Origin of the sequence: Streptomyces sp. NPDC015345 (genome assembly GCF_043078805.1) — a bacterium.
Lineage (GTDB): Bacteria > Actinomycetota > Actinomycetes > Streptomycetales > Streptomycetaceae > Streptomyces.
In genome coordinates, this window is record NZ_JBIBTX010000003.1 from 737,675 (window position 1) to 756,520 (window position 18,846).

18 protein-coding genes are annotated in these 18,846 nt (G+C 71.2%); 6 read left to right on the plus strand and 12 right to left on the minus strand.

What is annotated here, in order from left to right:
* Positions 1 to 23 precede the first annotated feature (23 nt).
* The 3 genes from ACF062_RS15720 to ACF062_RS15730 are packed head-to-tail and all read left to right on the plus strand — an operon-like array spanning position 24 to position 1,716.
* Entirely contained in the window at positions 24 to 542 is a 519-nt protein-coding gene (locus tag ACF062_RS15720; RefSeq protein ID WP_392138461.1) for a carboxymuconolactone decarboxylase family protein, read from the plus strand.
* Entirely contained in the window at positions 539 to 985 is a 447-nt protein-coding gene (locus ACF062_RS15725; protein ID WP_392138463.1) for a carboxymuconolactone decarboxylase family protein, read from the plus strand. The genes ACF062_RS15720 and ACF062_RS15725 overlap by 4 nt, the downstream gene beginning before the upstream one ends.
* A complete protein-coding gene (locus ACF062_RS15730) occupies positions 982 to 1,716 on the plus strand; it encodes an isocitrate lyase/phosphoenolpyruvate mutase family protein (protein WP_392138465.1) in 735 nt (244 codons plus the stop codon). The genes ACF062_RS15725 and ACF062_RS15730 overlap by 4 nt, the downstream gene beginning before the upstream one ends.
* 89 nt (positions 1,717 to 1,805) lie before the next feature.
* On the opposite strand, the gene ACF062_RS15735 is transcribed toward ACF062_RS15730, so the two are convergent.
* The 5 genes from ACF062_RS15735 to ACF062_RS15755 all read right to left on the minus strand — a co-directional run bounded on the left by ACF062_RS15735 (position 1,806) and on the right by ACF062_RS15755 (position 9,005).
* The gene (locus tag ACF062_RS15735) at positions 1,806 to 2,786 is read right to left on the minus strand and encodes an ABC transporter substrate-binding protein (protein WP_392138466.1); all 981 of its coding nucleotides are present in this window, start codon (positions 2,784 to 2,786) and stop codon (positions 1,806 to 1,808) included.
* A gap of 1 nt (position 2,787) precedes the next feature.
* On the minus strand, positions 2,788 to 4,761 hold the full coding sequence (locus ACF062_RS15740) for an ABC transporter permease (protein ID WP_392138468.1): 1,974 nt from the start codon (positions 4,759 to 4,761) through the stop codon (positions 2,788 to 2,790).
* Positions 4,761 to 5,894 (minus strand): glycine betaine/L-proline ABC transporter ATP-binding protein, encoded by a 1,134-nt coding sequence (locus ACF062_RS15745; protein ID WP_392138470.1) that lies wholly within the window; start codon positions 5,892 to 5,894, stop codon positions 4,761 to 4,763. Before ACF062_RS15745 ends, ACF062_RS15740 begins: the two co-directional genes overlap by 1 nt.
* Positions 5,891 to 7,438, minus strand: coding sequence for a GMC family oxidoreductase (locus tag ACF062_RS15750; protein ID WP_392138471.1), 1,548 nt, complete (start codon positions 7,436 to 7,438; stop codon positions 5,891 to 5,893). Before ACF062_RS15750 ends, ACF062_RS15745 begins: the two co-directional genes overlap by 4 nt.
* Before the next feature lie 64 nt (positions 7,439 to 7,502).
* Positions 7,503 to 9,005: an aldehyde dehydrogenase family protein gene (locus ACF062_RS15755; protein ID WP_392138473.1), complete on the minus strand. Its 1,503-nt coding sequence runs from the start codon at positions 9,003 to 9,005 to the stop codon at positions 7,503 to 7,505.
* 190 nt (positions 9,006 to 9,195) lie between these two features.
* Here ACF062_RS15755 and ACF062_RS15760 point away from each other — a divergent pair, with 190 nt between their 5' ends.
* Entirely contained in the window at positions 9,196 to 10,056 is an 861-nt protein-coding gene (locus ACF062_RS15760) for a hypothetical protein (RefSeq protein WP_392138475.1), read from the plus strand.
* A 1-nt stretch (position 10,057) separates the two neighbouring features.
* Here ACF062_RS15760 and ACF062_RS15765 read toward each other — a convergent pair whose 3' ends face one another.
* From ACF062_RS15765 to ACF062_RS15775, 3 genes are all read right to left on the minus strand, one after another.
* The gene (locus ACF062_RS15765) at positions 10,058 to 10,618 is read right to left on the minus strand and encodes a hypothetical protein (RefSeq protein ID WP_392138476.1); all 561 of its coding nucleotides are present in this window, start codon (positions 10,616 to 10,618) and stop codon (positions 10,058 to 10,060) included.
* Entirely contained in the window at positions 10,618 to 10,863 is a 246-nt protein-coding gene (locus tag ACF062_RS15770; RefSeq protein ID WP_392138478.1) for a helix-turn-helix transcriptional regulator, read from the minus strand. Before ACF062_RS15770 ends, ACF062_RS15765 begins: the two co-directional genes overlap by 1 nt.
* 80 nt (positions 10,864 to 10,943) lie before the next feature.
* The gene (locus tag ACF062_RS15775; RefSeq protein ID WP_392138480.1) at positions 10,944 to 11,879 is read right to left on the minus strand and encodes a LysR family transcriptional regulator; all 936 of its coding nucleotides are present in this window, start codon (positions 11,877 to 11,879) and stop codon (positions 10,944 to 10,946) included.
* Between the two features lie 92 nt (positions 11,880 to 11,971).
* Between ACF062_RS15775 and ACF062_RS15780 the strand changes: the two genes are divergently transcribed.
* Positions 11,972 to 13,447 (plus strand): MFS transporter, encoded by a 1,476-nt coding sequence (locus ACF062_RS15780; protein ID WP_392138482.1) that lies wholly within the window; start codon positions 11,972 to 11,974, stop codon positions 13,445 to 13,447.
* A gap of 127 nt (positions 13,448 to 13,574) precedes the next feature.
* Here the strand turns inward: ACF062_RS15780 and ACF062_RS15785 are convergent, their stop codons facing one another.
* Positions 13,575 to 14,564 (minus strand): malate dehydrogenase, encoded by a 990-nt coding sequence (locus ACF062_RS15785; RefSeq protein ID WP_392138484.1) that lies wholly within the window; start codon positions 14,562 to 14,564, stop codon positions 13,575 to 13,577.
* 377 nt (positions 14,565 to 14,941) lie between these two features.
* A complete protein-coding gene (locus ACF062_RS15790; RefSeq protein WP_392138485.1) occupies positions 14,942 to 16,066 on the minus strand; it encodes a DUF2690 domain-containing protein in 1,125 nt (374 codons plus the stop codon).
* A 442-nt stretch (positions 16,067 to 16,508) separates the two neighbouring features.
* Between ACF062_RS15790 and ACF062_RS15795 the strand changes: the two genes are divergently transcribed.
* Positions 16,509 to 16,841 (plus strand): hypothetical protein, encoded by a 333-nt coding sequence (locus ACF062_RS15795; RefSeq protein WP_392138487.1) that lies wholly within the window; start codon positions 16,509 to 16,511, stop codon positions 16,839 to 16,841.
* Here ACF062_RS15795 and ACF062_RS15800 read toward each other — a convergent pair whose 3' ends face one another.
* Positions 16,842 to 17,546 (minus strand): response regulator, encoded by a 705-nt coding sequence (locus ACF062_RS15800; RefSeq protein WP_392138489.1) that lies wholly within the window; start codon positions 17,544 to 17,546, stop codon positions 16,842 to 16,844.
* A 4-nt stretch (positions 17,547 to 17,550) separates the two neighbouring features.
* Positions 17,551 to 18,717: a sensor histidine kinase gene (locus ACF062_RS15805; RefSeq protein WP_392138490.1), complete on the minus strand. Its 1,167-nt coding sequence runs from the start codon at positions 18,715 to 18,717 to the stop codon at positions 17,551 to 17,553.
* Positions 18,718 to 18,846: the final 129 nt, after the last annotated feature.

The window sequence follows — 18,846 nt, forward strand, 5'->3', positions numbered from 1 at the left end:
ACCACGCCCGTAGGGTCGTCGTCATGACGACGACCGAGCACCCCGCCACCACCACCGCCACGAAGGAGTACGTCCACGAGCACACCCCCCGCCTGGCCTGGGCGCAGCACGCCCCCGAGGTCTTCAAGGCCATGATCAAACTCGACGCGGCGGCCCGTAAGGGGCTCGACCCGGTGATCTACGAACTCGTCAAGATCCGCGCCTCGCAGATCAACCGCTGCGCGCTCTGCCTGGACATGCACACCAAGGACGCCCTCGCGGCGGGCGAGAGCGTCGAGCGGATCATCCAGCTCAGCGCCTGGGAGGAGTCGCGGCACTTCTACACGGCCAAGGAAGTGGCCGCGATCGAGCTGACCGACGCGGTCACCGTCCTGACCGACGGCTTCGTGCCGGACGAGGTGTACGAGCGGGCAGCCCAGCACTTCGACGAGGCGGAGCTGACCCAGCTGATCGCCGCGATCGCCGTCATCAACGCGTGGAACCGCTTCGGCGTCTCGACGCGCCAGGTGCCGGGCCACTACAAGGCCGGGGACATCAAGTGACCGCTCGTACCACCTACTTGGACAAGGGCGTCGCCTCCGCGATGTCCGCGCTGAGCGCCGCCGCCAAGCGGGGCCTCGGCGACCCGGCCCTCGCCGAGCTGGTGATGATCCGGGCCTCGCAGATCAACGCCTGCGCGTTCTGCCTCGACATGCATGTGGAGATCGCCCTCAAGAACGGCGAGAGCGCCAAGCGGATCGCGCTGCTCGACGCGTGGGAGGAGGCCGGTGCGCTGTTCGACGAGCGGGAGTGCGCGGCCCTCGCCCTGACCGAGGCCGTCACCGTCCTCACCGAGGAGTTCGTGCCGGACGAGGTGTACGAGCGGGCCGCCCAGCACTTCGACGAGGCCGAACTCGCCCATATGCTCGGCCTGATCGCCGTCATCAACAGCTGGAACCGGCTGATGGTCAGCCGTCGCATCGAACCCGGGGGGACCTTCTCATGAACGCCGTCGACACCCTGCGCGCCCTGCACCACGACCGCGCGCCCGGCGACCCGCTGATCCTGCCGGGACCGTGGGACGCCGCGAGCGCCCGGGTCTTCGAGGAGGCGGGCAGCCCCGCGCTCGCCACGCCCAGCGCGGGGATCGCGCTCTCGCTCGGATACGAGGACGGGCAGGTGCCGCCCGACGAGATGTTCGCGGCGGTCACACGGGTCGTGCGGTCCGTCTCCGTGCCCGTGAGCGCGGACATCGAGGGCGGCTACGGCCTCGCCCCGAAGGAGCTGGTGGAGCGGCTCCTCGCGACCGGGGCGGTCGGCTGCAACCTGGAGGACTCCGTCAAGGGGGAGGGCGGGACGAGCACGCTCAAGGACCCCGCCGAGCACGCCGACTTCCTCGCGGAGGTACGGGCCGCCGCGGGCGACCGGCTCTTCGTCAACGCGCGCGTGGACACGTTCCTCAGGGGTGTCCCTGAGCCGGAGGCCGCGATCGAGCGGGCCCGCCTGTACGTGGCCGCCGGCGCGGACTGCGTGTACCCGATCCTGGCCCCCGCCGAGGCGATCCCCGCACTGCGGGCGGGCATCGAGGGCCCCCTGAACATGGTGGCGGAGCCGGTCGGCCCGTCCCCGCGGAAGCTGGGGGAGCTGGGCGCCACGCGGATCACGTTCGGGCCCGGCCTGCTGCACCGGAGCCTGACGGCACTGCGGGACATCGCCGACGAGCTGGCCCGCCCCTGAGCCCGGGCTGACGGACCGGCCCTGACACGGCTGTGCCGGGCGCCTTGCCCACAAAGCGCCCGGCACACAGGGACGGCCCTCGTGGACGCCTACTCAGGAATCCACGCCCGCCACTTCGCCTCGTTCTTCTCGACCCACTTCTTCGCCGCCGCGTCCGGCGACATCTTCTGGTCCGCGATCATGAGGGAGACCTCGTTCTGGTCCTCCTCCGACCACTTGAAGTTCTTCAGGAACTTCGCGGCGTCACCGCCCTTCTCGGCGAAGTCCGCGTTGAAGTACTTCTGGAGCGGCGTGTGCGGATAGGCGCACTTGATCTTGGCCGGGTCGGCGTCGCAGCCCTCCTTGTACGCAGGCAGCTTCACCTCCGTCATCGGCACCTTCTCGAACAGCCACTGCGGCTTGTACCAGTACGTCAGGAACGGCTTCTTCTGCTTGGCGAACTGCTCGATCTGGGTGATCTGCGCCGCCTCCGAGCCCGCGAAGACGACCTCGTAGTCCAGGCCGAGGTTCTTGACCAGGGCCTTGTCGTTCGTCACGTACGACGGGGAGCCGTCCATGAGCTGGCCCTTGTCGCCGCTCTCGGAGGTGCGGAACTGGTCGGCGTACTTGTTGAGGTTCTTCCAGTCGGTGACGTCCGGGTGCTTCTTGGCGAAGTACGTGGGGACGTACCAGCCGATGTGGCCCGTCACGCCGACGTCGCCGCCGGGGACGATCGTCTTCTTGTCCTTGACGTAGCGCTGTTCCTGCTCGGGGTGGCCCCAGTCCTCCATGATCGCGTCGACGCGGCCCTGGCTGAGGGCGTCCCAGGCGGGGACCTCGTCGATCTGGACCTTGTCGACGCGGTAGCCCAGCTCGTTCTTGAGCAGGTACTCGGCGACGGCGACGTCCGCCTGCGCGCCGACCCAGGACTGGACCGAGAGGGTCACCGTCTTGGCCCCGGCGGCGTTCGCGTACGGCGACGCCTGCTTGGTCATGTCGGCGGCGCCGCAGCCGGAGAGCGCGAGCAGCGCGCCGCCGGCCGTGACGGCGCTCAGGACACGCGTACGTATCACATGCGTACGAGTGCGCATGTCACGCTCCCTTCTTGACGCGGCGCTCGGTGGGCTGCGTGACCCGGTCGAGCATCAGGCCGAGGCAGACGATCGCGGCACCGGCCACCAGGCCGGTCGCCAGATCGCCCTGCGCGATGCCGAACACCACGTCGTAGCCGAGCGCGCCACCGCCGACCAGACCGCCGATGACGACGACGGCGAGGACCAGGACGACGCCCTGGTTGAGGGCGAGCAGGAGCGCCGGGCGGGCCAGCGGCAGCTGGACCTTGCGCAGCTGCTGCCAGCTGGTCGCGCCCAGCGAGCGCGAGGACTCCATCGCGGCGGCGTCGACCTGGCTCAGGCCCTGCGTGGTGATGCGGACGACGGCGGGCAGCGCGTAGACCACGGCGGCGGCGACCGCGGGGGCCCGGCCGATGCCGAAGAGGGCGACGACCGGGATCAGGTACACGAACTGCGGCATCGTCTGGAAGACGTCGAGCACCGGTCGGAGCATGCGTTCGAACCGCTTGCTGCGGGAGGCGAGGACGCCGATGGCGAAGCCGAGGACCAGCGTCACGGCGACACCGGCGAGGACCTGCGAGAGCGTGTCGAGGGACTTGTTCCAGACGCCGAGCACACCGATCGCGGCCATCGCGGCGACGGCGGTGAGCGCCGTCTGCCAGGTGCCGATCAGCCAGGCGAGTGCGGCGACGATCAGCAGGACCGACCACCAGGGCAGGCCCTGGAGACCGTCGCGGACGGGGTTGAGGATCCAGGTGGTGAAGTGGGCCGCCCAGTCCGCGGTGCCGCCGACGACGGGTACGTCGGTGTACAGGTGGTCGACCATCCAGTCCTTGGCGGTGTTGACCGACGGGGCGATGTTGACGACCCAGCCGGTCGGCCAGTCCACGCGGTCCGCGAAGCGGGCGGCGAGCGCGGCGGCGACCGTCACGGCGGCCACCAGCGACCAGCCGCGCCAGCCGCGCAGCGGCGACGCGTCGGCCTCGGCGGTCTGCGTGCCCATGCGCTCACCGGCGGCTCCGGTCACCCGGTCAAGGACCACGGCGAGCAGCACGATCGGGATGCCGGCGGCGAGCGCCTGGCCGACGTCGACGGTGGAGAGTGCCTGGTAGACGCGGTCACCGAGGCCGCCCGCGCCGATCACCGAGGCGATGACGGCCATGGAGAGCGCCATCATGATCGTCTGGTTGACGCCGAGCAGGAGTTCCTTGAGGGCGAGCGGCAGGCGCGCCGAGAGCAGGCGCTGGCGCCCGGTCGCGCCGAGCGAGGTGACCGCCTCCATGACGCCGCTGTCGGCGCCCCGCAGGCCGAGCGCGGTGAGCCGGGCCATGGGCGGCGCCGAGTACACGACCGTGGCGAGGACGGCCGCCGGGACGCCCATGCCGAAGACGAGGGCGAAGGGGAGCAGGTAGGCGTACGCGGGCAGCACCTGCATGGTGTCGAGGACCGGCCGCAGGATGCGGAAGACGCGGTCGCTGAGCCCGCCCGCGAGGCCGAGGAGCAGGCCGACCACGACCGAGGCGAGGACCGCCACGATCATCAGGGCGAGGGTCTGCATGGTCGGCACCCACATGCCGAGCAGCCCGCACACGGCGAACGACGCGGACGCCATGACGGCGAGCTTGACGCCCGCCACGCGCCAGGCGATGAGCCCGGCGGCGACGGTCACGCCGGCCCAGCCGGCGCCCAGCAGCACCAGGTAGACGCCGCGCACGGAGAGCACGATGGCGTTGCTGACGTGCCCGAAGAAGTAGGTGAACAGCGGGTGGCTGTCGCGGTTGTCGATGATCCAGTCGGTGGTCTTGCCCAGCGGCTCGGTCAGGTCGACGGTGAGGGCGTCGGGCCAGGCGCCGGAGGCCCACTTGGCGTTGAGGATCGGCACGATCACGGCCGCGGCGACGGCGAGGAGCAGGACCTTGCCGACGGCGCGGTGGCGGAGGAGGGCGCCGATTCCCGTATCGCGGACGGGACCGGAGGCGGTGGCGGTGGCCATCAGGCGACCACCTCGCCCTTGCCGGGGACGTTTGGCGCCGGGGCCGCGGTGGTACCCGCGACCACGGTGGTACCGGCGACCACGGCGAGCAGCCCGGCGTGGTCGACCACGCCCAGGCAGCGCGCGCCGTCCATCACGCGCACCGGACAGCCGGTGCGAGCGACGGCCTCGATGGCCTCGGTGACCTTGGCGTCGGGTGCGAGGGCCGCGCCCGTGGTCTCCTCGTCGCCCTCGGCGGGCCGCATGGCGCTGCGGACGCTGATCACGTCGGCACGGGCGACGTCGCGCACGAAGTCGCGGACGTAGTCGTCGGCCGGGGAGCCGACGATCTCCTCGGGCGTGCCGAGCTGGACGACGCGGCCGTCGCGCATCAGGGCGATGCGGTCGCCGAGCTTGAGTGCCTCGCTGAGGTCGTGGGTGATGAAGACCATCGTGCGGCCCTCTTCACGGTGCAGGCGGACGACCTCCTCCTGCATGTCGCGGCGGATCAGCGGGTCGAGGGCGCTGAACGGCTCGTCGAACAGCAGGACTTCGGGGTCGACGGCGAGGGCGCGGGCCAGTCCGACGCGCTGCTGCTGGCCGCCGGAGAGCTGGCCGGGCTTGCGCTGTTCGAGCCCCTGGAGGCCGACCTTCTCGACGACTTCGAGGGCCTTGGCGCGCCGCTCGGCCTTGCCGACGCCCTGGATCTCCAGGCCGTACGCGACGTTGTCGAGGACCGAGCGGTGCGGCAGCAGCCCGAAGTGCTGGAAGACCATGGCGGCGCGGTGGCGGCGCAGTTCGCGCAGGCGGGCCTTGTCCATGGCGAGGACGTCCTCGCCGTCGATGGACAGCTCGCCGGAGGTGGGCTCGATGAGCCGGGTCAGGCAGCGTACGAGGGTGGACTTGCCGGAGCCCGACAGGCCCATGACGACGAAGACCTCGCCCTTGTTGACCTCGAAGGACACATCGCGGACAGCGGCGGTGCAGCCGGTCCGCTCACGCAGCTCGGCGGGGCTCAGGCCGTGCAGCTCCGTGTCGCCGGGTATCCGCTCGGCCCTGGGGCCGAAGACCTTCCAGAGGTTCTTGACGGCGAAGACGGGCCCTTCGGCGGGCGCCTGAGCCGTGTCCGCGATCGTCGCGGTGGCCTCGCTCATCGGCCGTCACCACCAAGGATCTCGGCACATTTCTCCCCGACCATGAGCACTCCGATCATCGGGTTCACGGCGGGCATCGTCGGGAAGACGGATGCGTCCGCGATACGGATTCCTGCCAGGCCCCGGATCCTCAGCTCCGGGTCGACCACGGCGAGTTCATCAGTGGAAGCGCCCATTCGGCAGGTGCCGGCCGGGTGGTAGACGGTGTGCGCGGCCTTGCGGACCAGTTCGCCGATCTCGGCGTCGTCGGTGACGTCGGGGCCGGGGAAGACCTCGCGCTTGAGCCACTTCTTGAACGGCTCGGCCTGTGCGACCTTGCGCGCCAGCTTGATGCCGTCGACGAGGGTCTGCCCGTCGTAGTCGCCTTCGTCCTCGAAGTACTTGAAGTCGAGGGCGGGCTTGACCTCGGGGTCCGCCGACGTCAGGTAGAGGCGGCCGCGGGCGCGGGACTTGGGGATGTTCGGCGTCATCGACACGCCGTGCTCCGGGCGTTCATAGCCGAGACGCTCCGGATTGTCGGTGAACGGGATCTGGTAGAAGTGGAACATCAGGTCCGGGCCCTTGTGGTCCGGGTCCCGCTTCACGAACAGACCTGCGTCCGAGTCCATCGCGGAGTTGCCGGGGATCGGCCCGTTGGTCTCCCAGACGATGACCGACTCGGGGTGGTCGATGAGGTTCTCGCCGACGCCCGGCAGGTCGTGCACGACCGGGATGCCGAGGGCTTCGAGGTCCTTCTTCGGGCCGATGCCGGAGTGCATGAGCAGGCGCGGGGTGTCGACGGCGCCGGCGCAGACCAGCACCTCGCGGCGGGCGGTGAGCAGCGCCTTGGCGCCATCCTTCATCCGTACGTGGACGCCGCGCGCGGTCTTGCCGTCCAGTTCCAGCTTGGTCGCCCAGGTCTCCAGGAACAGGTGGAGGTTCGGGCGGTCACCGGCCTCCATGTGGGGGTGGAGGTAGGCGACGGAGGCGGAGGAGCGCTTGTTGTTCTCCGGGTGGTACGCGAGGTCGAAGAAGCCGACGCCCTCGTCGAAGGGCTTGTCGTTGAAGCCGACGACCTCGGGGACGCCGAGGGCGGTCTTGGTGGCCTCGACCCAGTCGGTGGCGATCTGGTTCTGGTCCTTCTTGGCGACGCGCACGATGTTGTTGCGCAGCTTGCCGAAGTAGGGGTCCATGGCCTTGGCGTTCCAGCCGGTGGCCCCGGCCTCCTCCCACTCGTCCCAGTCGGACGGCAGCGGCTTGAAGGAGATCAGGGTGTTGTGGGAGGAGCAGCCGCCGAGCACCTTGGCACGGCTGTGCAGGATGTGGGAGTTGCCGCGTGGCTGTTCCGTGGTCGTGTAGCCGTAGTCGAGGTCGCCGCCGAGCAGGCCGAGCCAGCGGCGGAGCGTGAGGACGTCCTCACGGTCGATGTCGCTCGGGCCGCCCTCGATGACGGCGACGGTGACGTCCGGGTTCTCGGTGAGGCGGGAGGCGATCACCGATCCCGCGGTGCCGCCGCCGACGATCACGTAGTCGAACTCGGTTGCGGACTGGGGGGTTTCAGCCATGGGGTGGCTACTCCTCTTCCTGCGAGGTCGTGCAAGGTGCTTGCGCGTAATGGGGTGGGTGGCCTCAGCCCGCGAACCAGCGGACGGGGCGCGGGGCCAGGTTCTGGTAGATGTGCTTGGACTCGCGGTACTCGGCGAGTCCGGCGGGGCCGAGCTCGCGCCCGACGCCGCTCTTGCCGAAGCCGCCCCACTCCGCCTGCGGCAGGTAGGGGTGGAAGTCGTTGATCCAGATGGTGCCGTGGCGCATCCGGCGGGCCATGCGGCGGGCGCGGCCGGAGTCGGCGGTCCACACGGCGCCCGCGAGGCCGTACTCGGTGTCGTTGGCGAGCGCGACGGCCTCATCCTCGGTGCGGAAGGTCTCGACGGTCAGGACGGGCCCGAAGACCTCCTCGCGTACGACCTTCATCTCGCGGTGGCACTGGTCGAGCACGGTGGGCTCATAGAAGTAACCGGTGGCGGGCCGTACGTCGCTCGGCTCGGGGCGCTTGCCGCCGCAGCGGAGCACGGCGCCCTCCTCCAGGGCGGAGGCGACGTACATCTCGGTCTTCTCGCGCTGCTGCTGCGAGACGAGGGGGCCGCACTCGACGCCGTCCTCGGTGCCGCGGCCGAGCTTGATCCGCTGGGCCCTGTCGGCGAGTTCGGTGACGAAGCGCTCGCGGACGGACTCCTCGATGATGAGGCGGCCACCGGCGGAGCAGACCTGTCCGCTGTGGATGAAGGCGGCGTTGAGCGCCTGGTCGACGGCGGTGTCGAAGCCCTCTTCGGTGGCGCAGGCGTCGGCGAAGACGACGTTGGGGTTCTTGCCGCCGAGTTCCAGGGCGACCTTCTTCACGCCGAGCGCGGCGGCCTGGGCGACCTTGGTGCCGGACACGAGGCCACCGGTGAAGGAGACCAGGTCGACGTCGGGGTGGTCGGCGAGGCGGGCACCGACGGTGTGGCCGGGGCCGGTGACGATGTTGGCGACACCGGCGGGCAGACCGGCCTCGACGAGCAGGTCGATGAGGGCGACCGTCGTCAGCGGGGTGACCTCGCTGGGCTTGATGACGAAGGTGTTGCCGGCGGCGAGCGCCGGGGCGATCTTCCAGCTGGCCTGAAGGAGCGGGTAGTTCCAGGGCGTGATCATCGAGCAGACACCGACGGGCTCGTGCACGACGACGCTGTGGATGTCGTCGCTGCCCGCGTCGACGACGCGCCCGGCGCCCTCTCCGATGACCAGGTCGGCGAAGTAGCGGAAGGCGTCGGCGACGCAGTCCACGTCCACGCGGCCCTCTTCGAGGGTCTTGCCCGCGTCGCGGCTCTCCAGGAGGCCGATCTCCTCCCGGTCGCGTACGAGGAGGTCGGCGACCTTGCGCAGCAGGGCGGCACGCTCGGCGACGGGCGTGGTGGGCCACGGCCCCTCGTCGAAGGCCTTGCGCGCGGCGGCTATGGCCGCGTCGGCGTCCTCGGTCCCGCCCTCGGCGATGAGCGCGAACGGCTTGGCATCCGCCGGGTCGAGGATCTCGCGGGTGGCGCCGGAGGCGGCGCTCAGCCACTCTCCGCCCACATGGATGGTCTGTTGTGCGGACACGCCCGTTTGCCTTCCGTTCTGGTCATCTGCACCGCCTGTCACTCGCGGTAGCCGGGAGCACCTGCCCGGGGGCGGGGAAACCATGCCGCCCGGTGGCTGAAAGTGCGCTGTGTCACTGCGCGGGTGGGCACTCGGGGCGAAACGCACAGTCGATACACGTTCTGTCACCGGAGGTGACGCAATGAGCCGAATGTCCCGAGTTTCCCGGAAGCGCGTCTGGAGCGGTGCGCTGTGTTGCGCGGTCGCGCTGCTGACCGTACCCGCGTGTTCGTCGAACGGCGATGGCGGCGACGGTGACGGCCGCAAGGCGGGCGGCGGGGGCGGGAACGGTCTCGCGGGCATGAGCGCCCAGAAGATCTCCGACAAGGCGAAGCAGGAGCTGCTGGACGCGCGGTCGGTGCACATGTCGATGAAGCGGACGGGCGGAGACACCGCCGCGAAGAGCGGCGGCCGCGACGCGGAGTCGGACGCCGACGCGGACTCGGACGACCCGATGTCCCTCGAACTGACCCTCGATCGCGACGACAACTGCGCCGGCACCATGAAGGAGGCCGGCGGCGCCTCGCTGGAGCTGGTCAAACGCGGCGACAAGGTGTGGATGAAGCCGGACGAGGCGTTCTGGAAGACCCAGGTCCCCGGCGGCGACGGCAAGGCCGCCGCCGAGCTCTTCAAGGGCCGCTACATCCACGGCACCACCGGCGACGCCATGCTCAAGGACGCCGTCGGAGTCTGTGACCTGAAGGAACTCCAGCGGGAAATCCAGGACGCCGATGACGCCGACGACGCGAAGTCGCCGAAGAAGGGCGAGCCCACGACGGTCGACGGCATCGACGTCATCCCGCTGACCGAGACGGAGGACGGCAGGAAGAACACGATGTACATCGCGGCCGAAGGCAGGCCGCGCCTGGTCAAGTCCGTGGAGAACGACGACGGCGGTGAGCGGACGACGACGGACTTCACCGACTACGGCGAGCCGGTGCCGGCCAGGACGCCGTCGCCGAAGGAGTCGGTGGACGTGGCGAAGCTGAAGGAACGCCTCCAGAAGGCGTGACTCAGGCGGCTCCGGCGGCTCCGGCGACCTCGACGATGTCATCGTCCTCGTCGAGGTCCGGCTCGTCCCTCGCCGTGAGGCCCGCCACCCAGAGCGGCATCAGCCAGTGCACGACGAAGGCACTGAACAGGACGGGGAAGACGAGCCCCTTGAGCTCCAGACCGGAGAGAGCGGCGGCGCCCGAGCCGACGGTGGCGGCGAGGAGCACCCACAGCATGGCGCGGTGAGCGACGGCCGCCACCCGGACCCTCTCGGCGCGCTGACGCTCGTCCAGCGCGCGCACGCGCAGTTCGAGCAGGCCGCGCGTCGAGCTGTTGATGACGCCGGTCGCGAAGCACCAGGGCAGCAGCAGCCCGAGCATGGTCCACGTGGCCCATCGCTCGTCCCCGACGACCGCGAACAGCCAGGCCACGGCACTCACGGCGGTCAGAGCGATGTGCCCGACCACCCAGGCACGCCTGCGGGCAGCCGTTGCGTGGAACGGCGCCGCCTCACGCCGGTTCATCAGCCGGTACATCCGCCGGTCGTAGTTGGTCAAAGGGCGCTGGTCACTGGTCGTCATCACTGGTTCCTCCCGTAAACCTGGTCCGTGAGCGGGCGAAACGGTTCGAGGGAGAACAGCGCCTCGACGGGCAGCCCGAAGAACTTCGCGATCTTCAGTGCGAGGTCGAGGCTCGGGTTGTACTGCCCCCGCTCGATGTAGCCGATGGTCTGGTAGTGGGCCCCCACTGCCTCGGCCAGGCTCTGACGCGACACCTTCCGCTCGGCGCGCACCATCGCCAATCTGTTGTGCACTTGCTCGCTCATGTATAAGAAGTACTACATTCGTGAGCAGGTCAGCAAGAGAAGCCGCCGCCCACGACCTTCCACCCCCAGCGACTCCCCCGTCACATGAGCAACTCCCGCGCACACCCCCGCAGCCACGCGTGCGCCGGATCCGCGTCGTGCCGGGGGTGCCAGGCCATGCCGAGCGGCAGCGGCGGCAGGTCGAGGGGGATCTCGAAGGTGACGAGGCCGAGCGTGTCCGTCAGGGGGCGGGCCCATGACGTGACCAGGCCGACCAGATCCGTACGCAGCAGCATGAAGGCGGACGCGGCGAAGGTCCCCACGCTGCCGACCACCCGCCTGCTCAGGCCGAGTTCGGCGAGCGCGGCGTCCAGCGGTCCGGTCAGACGCCCTCGGCGCGAGACGGTCACATGGTCGGCCGCCGCGAATCGACGCACCGTCAGCTCGCCGTGCAGCAACGGGTGTTCAGGCCGTACGACACCGAGCATCCGGTCGTCACGGAAGTGCTCCACGCGCACCTCGGGCGCGGTCTCACCGATCACGCCCAGCTCCAGGTCGGCGGTGCCCTGCCGCAGCAGGGGCGCGTCCTCGTGGCTCTCGCCCAGGAAGCGGAGCCGGACGCCCGGCGCTTCCCGCGCGGCGCGGGCGAAGAGCGCGGGGCCGTAGGCGCCGACGAGCGCGTCGTTGCCGAGGATCGTCAGCGTGCGGGAGACCGTACGCAGGTCGACGGCGCCGGGCCCGGCGAAGAGCGCGCGGGCCCGCTCCACCACGGCGCTCACCTCGGCCTGGACGGCGAGCGCGTGCGGCGTCGGCACCATCTGCCGCCCCGCGCGTACGAGGACGGGGTCGCCGAGGGCCTTGCGGATGCGGCCGAGCGTACGGCTCATCGCGGGCTCCGAGAGGTGCAGGCGGCGGGCGGCACCGGACACGCTCTGCTCGTCGAGGAGGACGTCGAGGGCGAGGAGCAGATTGAGGTCGAGCCCCGCCCCTCCCGCACCGGGCACACCTGGTCCGCGGCTGGATTGCGTCACGCGCATTCATTCCTTGCGAAAGTTGCACTGGAAAGCAGGTCGGACCTGAGCCTACGGTGGCCGCACATCCCACGTCACGACGCTCCCCAGGAGGAGCCTTGCTCTCGCCTGCCCGCACCACGATCCGGCCGCCCGCCCCCCGACCCGCGCTGCCGCGGTCGGCCCTGCTCGCCCTCTGCGCCTGCGTCCTCGTCGCGCAGAGCATGGTCGCTGCCATCAACCTCCTCGTCCCGCAGCTGAGTTCGTCCTCCCTGCACCCGTCCTCCAGCGAGCTGCTGTGGACGGTCGACGCGTATGTCATCGTCTTCGCGGGGCTCCTGATCCCGGCCGGCGCGCTCGGCGACCGGTACGGCCGCAAGGGCGCGCTGCTCTGCGGGCTCGGTCTCTTCGCGGCCGGGGCCACGCTCAGCGCGCTCGCCAGCACCCCGGCGGTGCTGATCGCCGGGCGCGGCGTGTCCGGCGCGGGGGCGGCGCTGATCACCCCCGCGACCATGTCGATCCTGCTGCGCGTCGCCGCGCCCGCGCACCGGCCGCGCGCCCTCGCCGCCTGGACGCTCGCCGTCGGCCTCGGCGGGCTGGCCGGCAACCTCGGCGGCGGGCTGATCGGCCAGTACCTGTCCTGGCGCGCGCTGTTCTGGGTGATGGTGCCGCTCGCCGCACTGCTCGCGGCGGCGGTCGCCCGCACGACCCCCCGTACGGACAAGGCCGTTGACGCGCCCGCACCGGACCCGGTGGGCACACTGCTGCTGACCGGCGGGCTCTTCGCCCTCCTCTTCGGCATCATCGAGAGCCCGCTGTACGGCTGGACGTCCGCCCGCATCCTGGCCGCCTTCGCGGTGGGCGCCGTGCTCGTCGCGTCGTTCGCCGCCCACGCCCTGCGCTCGCGCGCCCCGCTTCTCGACCCCCGGGTCTTCGGCTCACGGCGGCTGCGCGCGGCGTCGCTCGGGACGGCCGCGTGCTTCTTCGGGCTCTTCTCGCTCTTCTACGTCAACTCGCAGTACTTGCAGTACGTGAAGGGGTACGGCGCCGCCCGCGCGGGCCTCGCCATCATCCCCCTCACGGTCGGCATGGCTCTGGTCCCCAGGCTCGCGGCCCGCTGGTCGGGCCGGCCCCGAGCCGTGGTGGGCGGCGGGCTGCTCCTGATCGGTCTCGGCCTGCTCGGCGCGTCCACCGCGGGGGCGTCGACCCCCTACGCGCTGTACGCCTGCTGGCTGCTGGTCATCTCGGCGGGCACCGGCCTGTGCATGCCCGCGCTCACGCTCGGTGTCGTCAGCTCGCTCCCGGCCCACCAGGCGGGGCTCGGCTCCGGCCTCAGCACCTCGGCCCGCGAGGTGGGCGCCGCGCTCGGCGTGGCCGTCACCGGAACGACGCTCGCCGCCCACGCCTCGGGCGGCTTCGCGGACGGCATGGCGGCGGCCCTGCGGGTGGTGGCGCTGGTGGTGGTCGCCGCGGCGGCGGTGGTGACGGCGGGCTACGGCAAGTCCGGATCCGGTTCGGGACAGACGTCGCACGGCGGGCAGAACCACTCCAGCGCGGTCGCCGGGGCGGATGGTCGTGCATGCGGCGCAAGCTGACGCGGCTCACGGGCACGGGCCGGGCGAAGAGTGCCCCGGTCCCGCGAACCGGTGAACACCCGGAACGGGAACCGCCCCCGGCGGCCGGTGCACGGCTGCCGGGGGCGGGGCACCCCGCGGGGTGACGTCAGATGAGGCCGAGACCGCGCACGGCGTCGCGCTCCTCGGCGAGCTCCTTGACGGACGCGTCGATGCGCGCACGCGAGAACTCGTTGATCTCCAGGCCCTGGACGATCTCGTACTTGCCGTCCTTGGCGGTGACGGGGAAGGAGGAGATGAGCCCCTCCGGAACGCCGTACGAACCGTCGGACGGAATGCCCATGGAGGTCCAGTCGCCCTCGGCCGTGCCGTTGACCCACGTGTGGACGTGGTCGATGGCGGCGTTGGCGGCGGAGGCGGCCGACGAGGCGCCACGGGCCTCGATGATCGCGGCACCGCGCTTGGCGACGGTCGGGATGAAGTCGTCGGCGAGCCACGCCTGGTCGTTGACGACCTCGGCGGCGTTCTTGCCGGCGATCTCCGCGTGGAAGATGTCCGGGTACTGGGTGGCCGAGTGGTTGCCCCAGATGGTCAGGCGCTTGATGTCGGCGACCGACGAGCCGGTCTTCTTCGCCAGCTGCGACAGGGCGCGGTTGTGGTCCAGACGGGTCATCGCGGTGAAGCGCTCGGCCGGTACGTCCGGGGCGGCGGCCTGCGCGATGAGCGCGTTGGTGTTGGCCGGGTTGCCGACGACGAGCACCTTGATGTCGTCGGCGGCGTTGTCGTTGATGGCCTTGCCCTGCGGCTTGAAGATGCCGCCGTTGGCCTCCAGGAGGTCACCGCGCTCCATGCCCTTGGTGCGGGGGCGGGCGCCGACGAGCAGCGCGACGTTGGCGCCGTCGAAGGCGACGTTCGGGTCGTCACTGATCTCGATGGAGTTCAGCAGCGGGAAGGCGCAGTCGTCGAGCTCCATGGCGGTGCCCTCGGCGGCCTTCAGCGCCGGCGTGATCTCGAGAAGGCGCAGGTTGACCGGCACGTCAGCGCCGAGCAGGTGGCCGGAGGCGATGCGGAAGAGCAGCGCGTAGCCGATCTGGCCGGCCGCGCCGGTGACGGTGACATTCACGGGAGTGCGGGTCATGGCGATCTCCGTAAGACAGCTGGCGGTGGGGTCCCGTGTCCCTCGTACTGGATCCCCTGATTCCTGGATCCCCGCCGACGCCTCTTCGAGTTCTCGATCGCCTCTCGATGATCGATCTCTTGGCATCAAGAGAGATCCGCCCGTCAGGCTATCGCGCCCCGGCCACCCCTCGCCGCCGGGTCCGTGTGGCCCCGCCCACAGCGTCACCCCGGGGGCGGCCGCCACCTCGGGGGAGGGAGCGTGGCGGCCGCCGTGGGGGTGTTGACCACTCCCGTGGGGGTACGGTGCGCCTGCCCGCGCACCTTCATCTCATGCGCGCGGCGCCCACCTTTTTCCACCCCGCCCGCCGCCTTACTCCGTACAGCTGCTTCCTGGAGCTATTTCGTACAGCCGGTCTGCCCCGAGGCCAACACCGCGCAAGCCTTCGCCGTGGTCCCCGTCTTGACCGCCACCATCGGCGTGTACGCGTCGAAGTCCTCGTCCACCGTGCCCTTCTGCTCGGCGGACGCGCCCCCGCCCGACCCCGTGACCGTGACCTCGTCGCCCGGTGACGCCTGGGTGATCCGGGCCCACGCGGCCCCGCACGTCTTGCTGTACCGCACCTCGACCAGCGCCCTGCCCACCGTGGCCCGCGAGGTCGTCTTCGCCAGTTCCCCGCCGCAGCCCATGTTCTCTGGGTCCTTGCCCGCGCAGTCGGCCCCGCGGCACTCCACCCCGTCGGGCAGCTTCGCGTCCCCCTTGCTGCTCGGCGTCACGGACGACTTGGCCGCCTCGCCGCCCTTGCCGTCGTCCCCGAGCCCGGGGACGAGGACGGCGACCGCGATGACGACGAGCGCACCGACCACGCCCGCGAGGAACATCGTCGCCTTCCGCCTGCGCCGCTGCCCGTCGGGCGAGACCCCGGCGGGCACGGGCCCGGCGGCCGGAGGCACCCCGGCACCCGCCGTGCCGAAGGGCGACGCGGAGGCATCACCGTACGAGGAGGACGTGGCCTGCGGCGGCACGGTGGGCGAGACCCCCGCCGGCCCGGCCACACCGGTCAGGCCCCCGACGCCCGCGGTGCCATTGCGCGCCGGCCGCGCGGACTTGCCCTTCTTCGCGACGCCCGGAGCGGCGGCCCCCGAAGGCGACTTCTTGGCCGTGCCCGCGGCCGCGTCGGCCCCCAACTCCCCCAGAGCCGCCCGCGCCTGCGAGATCCGTATCGCCTGCATGGTCATGTCGTGCCGCATCTCGGAACGGCTCCAGGCCCGCTCCGCGAGCTCCCACAGGGTGATGAGATGCACCGGCTGCGTGCCCGTGACCTCGGCCAGCGCGACGACCGCGCCCTTCGGCGCGAGCAGCCGCCCGTTCAGATAGCGCTCCCACGACGTCTTGCTGTAGCCGGTCCGGTCCGATACGGCCGCGATGCTCAGGCCGCTGCGGTCGACGAGCGCGCGCAGTCGGCCGACGAACTCCCTGACTTCCGGGTCGAGTTCATCTGGTAGCGCCTTCCAACGAGGCATTGCTCCCCCTATTCCCCTCCGGAACTACCCAGAGGGATGCGCAAAGCCAGGATGTCAGTTCCCGGGGCACAGGCGCACGGGTTCGTTATGGGCCACGGACGCGTCACAGACATCGGGGCAGGCTCGTTGCAGGCCGAGAACACCGTTGCGGAATGGTCACCTCCGTGCCACAGGGACCTGGCATCCCTTGAACGAGATTGGCGCGTCCATGACTCTGGATCTCGAGCGGAACGCACCGCTTACATCGGGAGATTCCATAGGAAACACCCCTCCCTGAACGGCGGCGCCCGTCCTCCCACGGGGGAGAGGACGGGCGCCGTCTCTCTTACCCGAAAGGACGTACTTCGGCCGAGTTCGTGGCAGCGGGCCGGACAGGGTCGGCAGAGTCGTGAGGCGGCGCCCGCAGCAGCGGACCGCGCCTCCTCACGAAGGGAACCCGGACATGCAGTACGGCAAACGCCTCGCCGGCGGCCTGATCACCGCAGCCGCCCTCCTCGGCACCGCCCTCGCCACCTCCCCCGCGGCCACGGCGGCCCCGGCGACCCCCGCGTCCGCCACGGCCCACGCGATCCGCGGGACGGCCCCGGCCTGCGTCAAGCGGGACGTCATCAAGCACCGCAAGTACGTGAAGGTCACCAACCTCTGCGGCCGGGCCATGCACCTGAAGGTCGTCATCGACTGGGGCCCCGACTCGCGCTGCCTCACCTACCAGCACAAGCAGCAGTGGGAGTGGAACTGGGGCCGCGGCTCCTACGGCAAGGTCGTCACCTGCTGATCAGCCGCCCGCCCCGCCCATCCCGGGCGTGACGAGCCCCGTCTCGTACGCCACCACGACCGCCTGCGCCCGGCTGTCCAGGCCGAGTTTGCTCATCGTGCGGTTGAGGTGCGTCTTGACGGTGGCCTCGCTGATGTAGAGCCGCTCGGCGATGTCCGCGTTGGTCAGGCCGCGCGCGATCAGCTTCAGGACCTCGACCTCACGCAGGGTCAGCGCCGCGAGGTCCGGCGGCGGCCGGCACTCGTCGCCGCCGGGCCCCGACCCCGAGGCCTGCCGCGAGAACGCCTCGACGAGGCGCCGCGTCACGCTCGGCGCGAACAGCGCGTCACCGCAGCCGACCGCGGCCACCGCGGCCAGCAGCCGGTCGGGGCCTGAGTCCTTCAGCAGGAACCCGGAGGCGCCCGCGCGCAGCGCCCCGTACACGTACTCGTCGAGGTCGAAGGTGGTCAGCACCAGGACGCGCGGCGCCGGTTCGGGCGCCTGGGCGAGGATCTTCGTGGTGGCCGTGATGCCGTTCATGCCCGGCATCCGGATGTCCATGAGGACGACGTCGGGCCGGGTCCGCGCGGCGAGCTCGACGGCCTCGTCGCCGTCGCCCGCCTCGCCGACGACCTCGATGCCGGGCGCGGCACGCAGCAGGCCGACGAGTCCCGCGCGGATGAGGAACTGGTCGTCGACGACAAGTACCTTGATGGAGCCGGTCATCCGGTCATTCCGCCCCGTCGTCCCCCGAAGCCGCGGCCTGCGCCGAGGTCGGCAGGGTGAGCCGCACGGCGAATCCCCCCTCGCTCAGCGGGCCGATGCTGATCGTCCCGCCGTAGAGCTTGGCCCGCTCCCGCATCCCAAGCAAGCCGTGTCCACTGCCGGTTCGCACTCTGTCTCGATTCACCCCCTTCCCGTCGTCGATGACCGAAACCTCTATGTGCCGTGCGCGGTAGGCGAGTTCGACGACCGCGCCCGCTCCCCGCGCGTGCTTCATCACGTTGGTCAGCGCCTCCTGCACCACGCGGTACGCGCACAGTTCGACACCGGGGGCCACCGGCCGCGGGGTGCCCGTGACGCGCAGGGTGACGGGGACGCCCCCGGCGCGGACCCGCCCGACCATGTCGTCCAGGCGTGCGAGCCCAGGCATCGGCGCCTCGGGGGCCGCGTCGCCGTCCCGCTCGCCGTCCTCGGCGCGCAGTACCCGCAGCATGCGGCGCAGCTCTTCGAGTGCCTCGCCGCTCGTCCCTGAGATGGTGGTGAGCGCGGCGCGCGCCGTGGCCGGATCCGAGCCGAAGACGAACGTGGCGAGGCCCGCCTGCACGGATATCACCGACATGTGGTGGGCGACCACGTCATGCAGTTCGCGGGCGATCCGACCCCGCTCCTCGGCGACCTCGCGCCGGGCCCGCTCGTCCTGCTCCCGCTTGAGCTGGCGGGCCAGTTCGGCGGTGCGGCGGGCGGCGTATCCGAAGCGCCAGATCACCAGCGGGAAGCCGATGGCCTGGGCGACGACGGACGGCATCCCGGCGCCGCCGCTCACCACTCCCGCGAAGATCCAGACGGTGCCCATCAGGGCCGCGCAGGGCAGGGAGACGCGGGTGGGCCGCACCGACGCGACCGTGTAGACGGCGAGCATGGGCGCGAACGTGTTCAGGACGGGCCAGTAACCGGCCAGTACGTAGACGATCCACACCACGTAGATGAAGAGGAGCACGGCCACCGGCGCCTTGCCGCGCAGCACCGCCGGAGCGTTGGCCAGTACCACCAACGCGTATCCCGTGGCATCGAGTTCCGGCCAGCCCTGCCGTACGGACTCCTGGCCGAGCAGCACGGCCACCGTGGTCAGGGCGACCGCGATGAGCGCGTCGACGACGAGGGGGCGGATCCGCATCGCCGCAGCGTAACCCCGGTGCGGGCGGCGGACGTCAACCATGGGCGGTACCGCGGAAGTTGCAGGAACCGCGCGGCTACCGCCGCCGGAGCATCCGGATGTCAGCCGGGCGGCTGACGACGCGCCCAC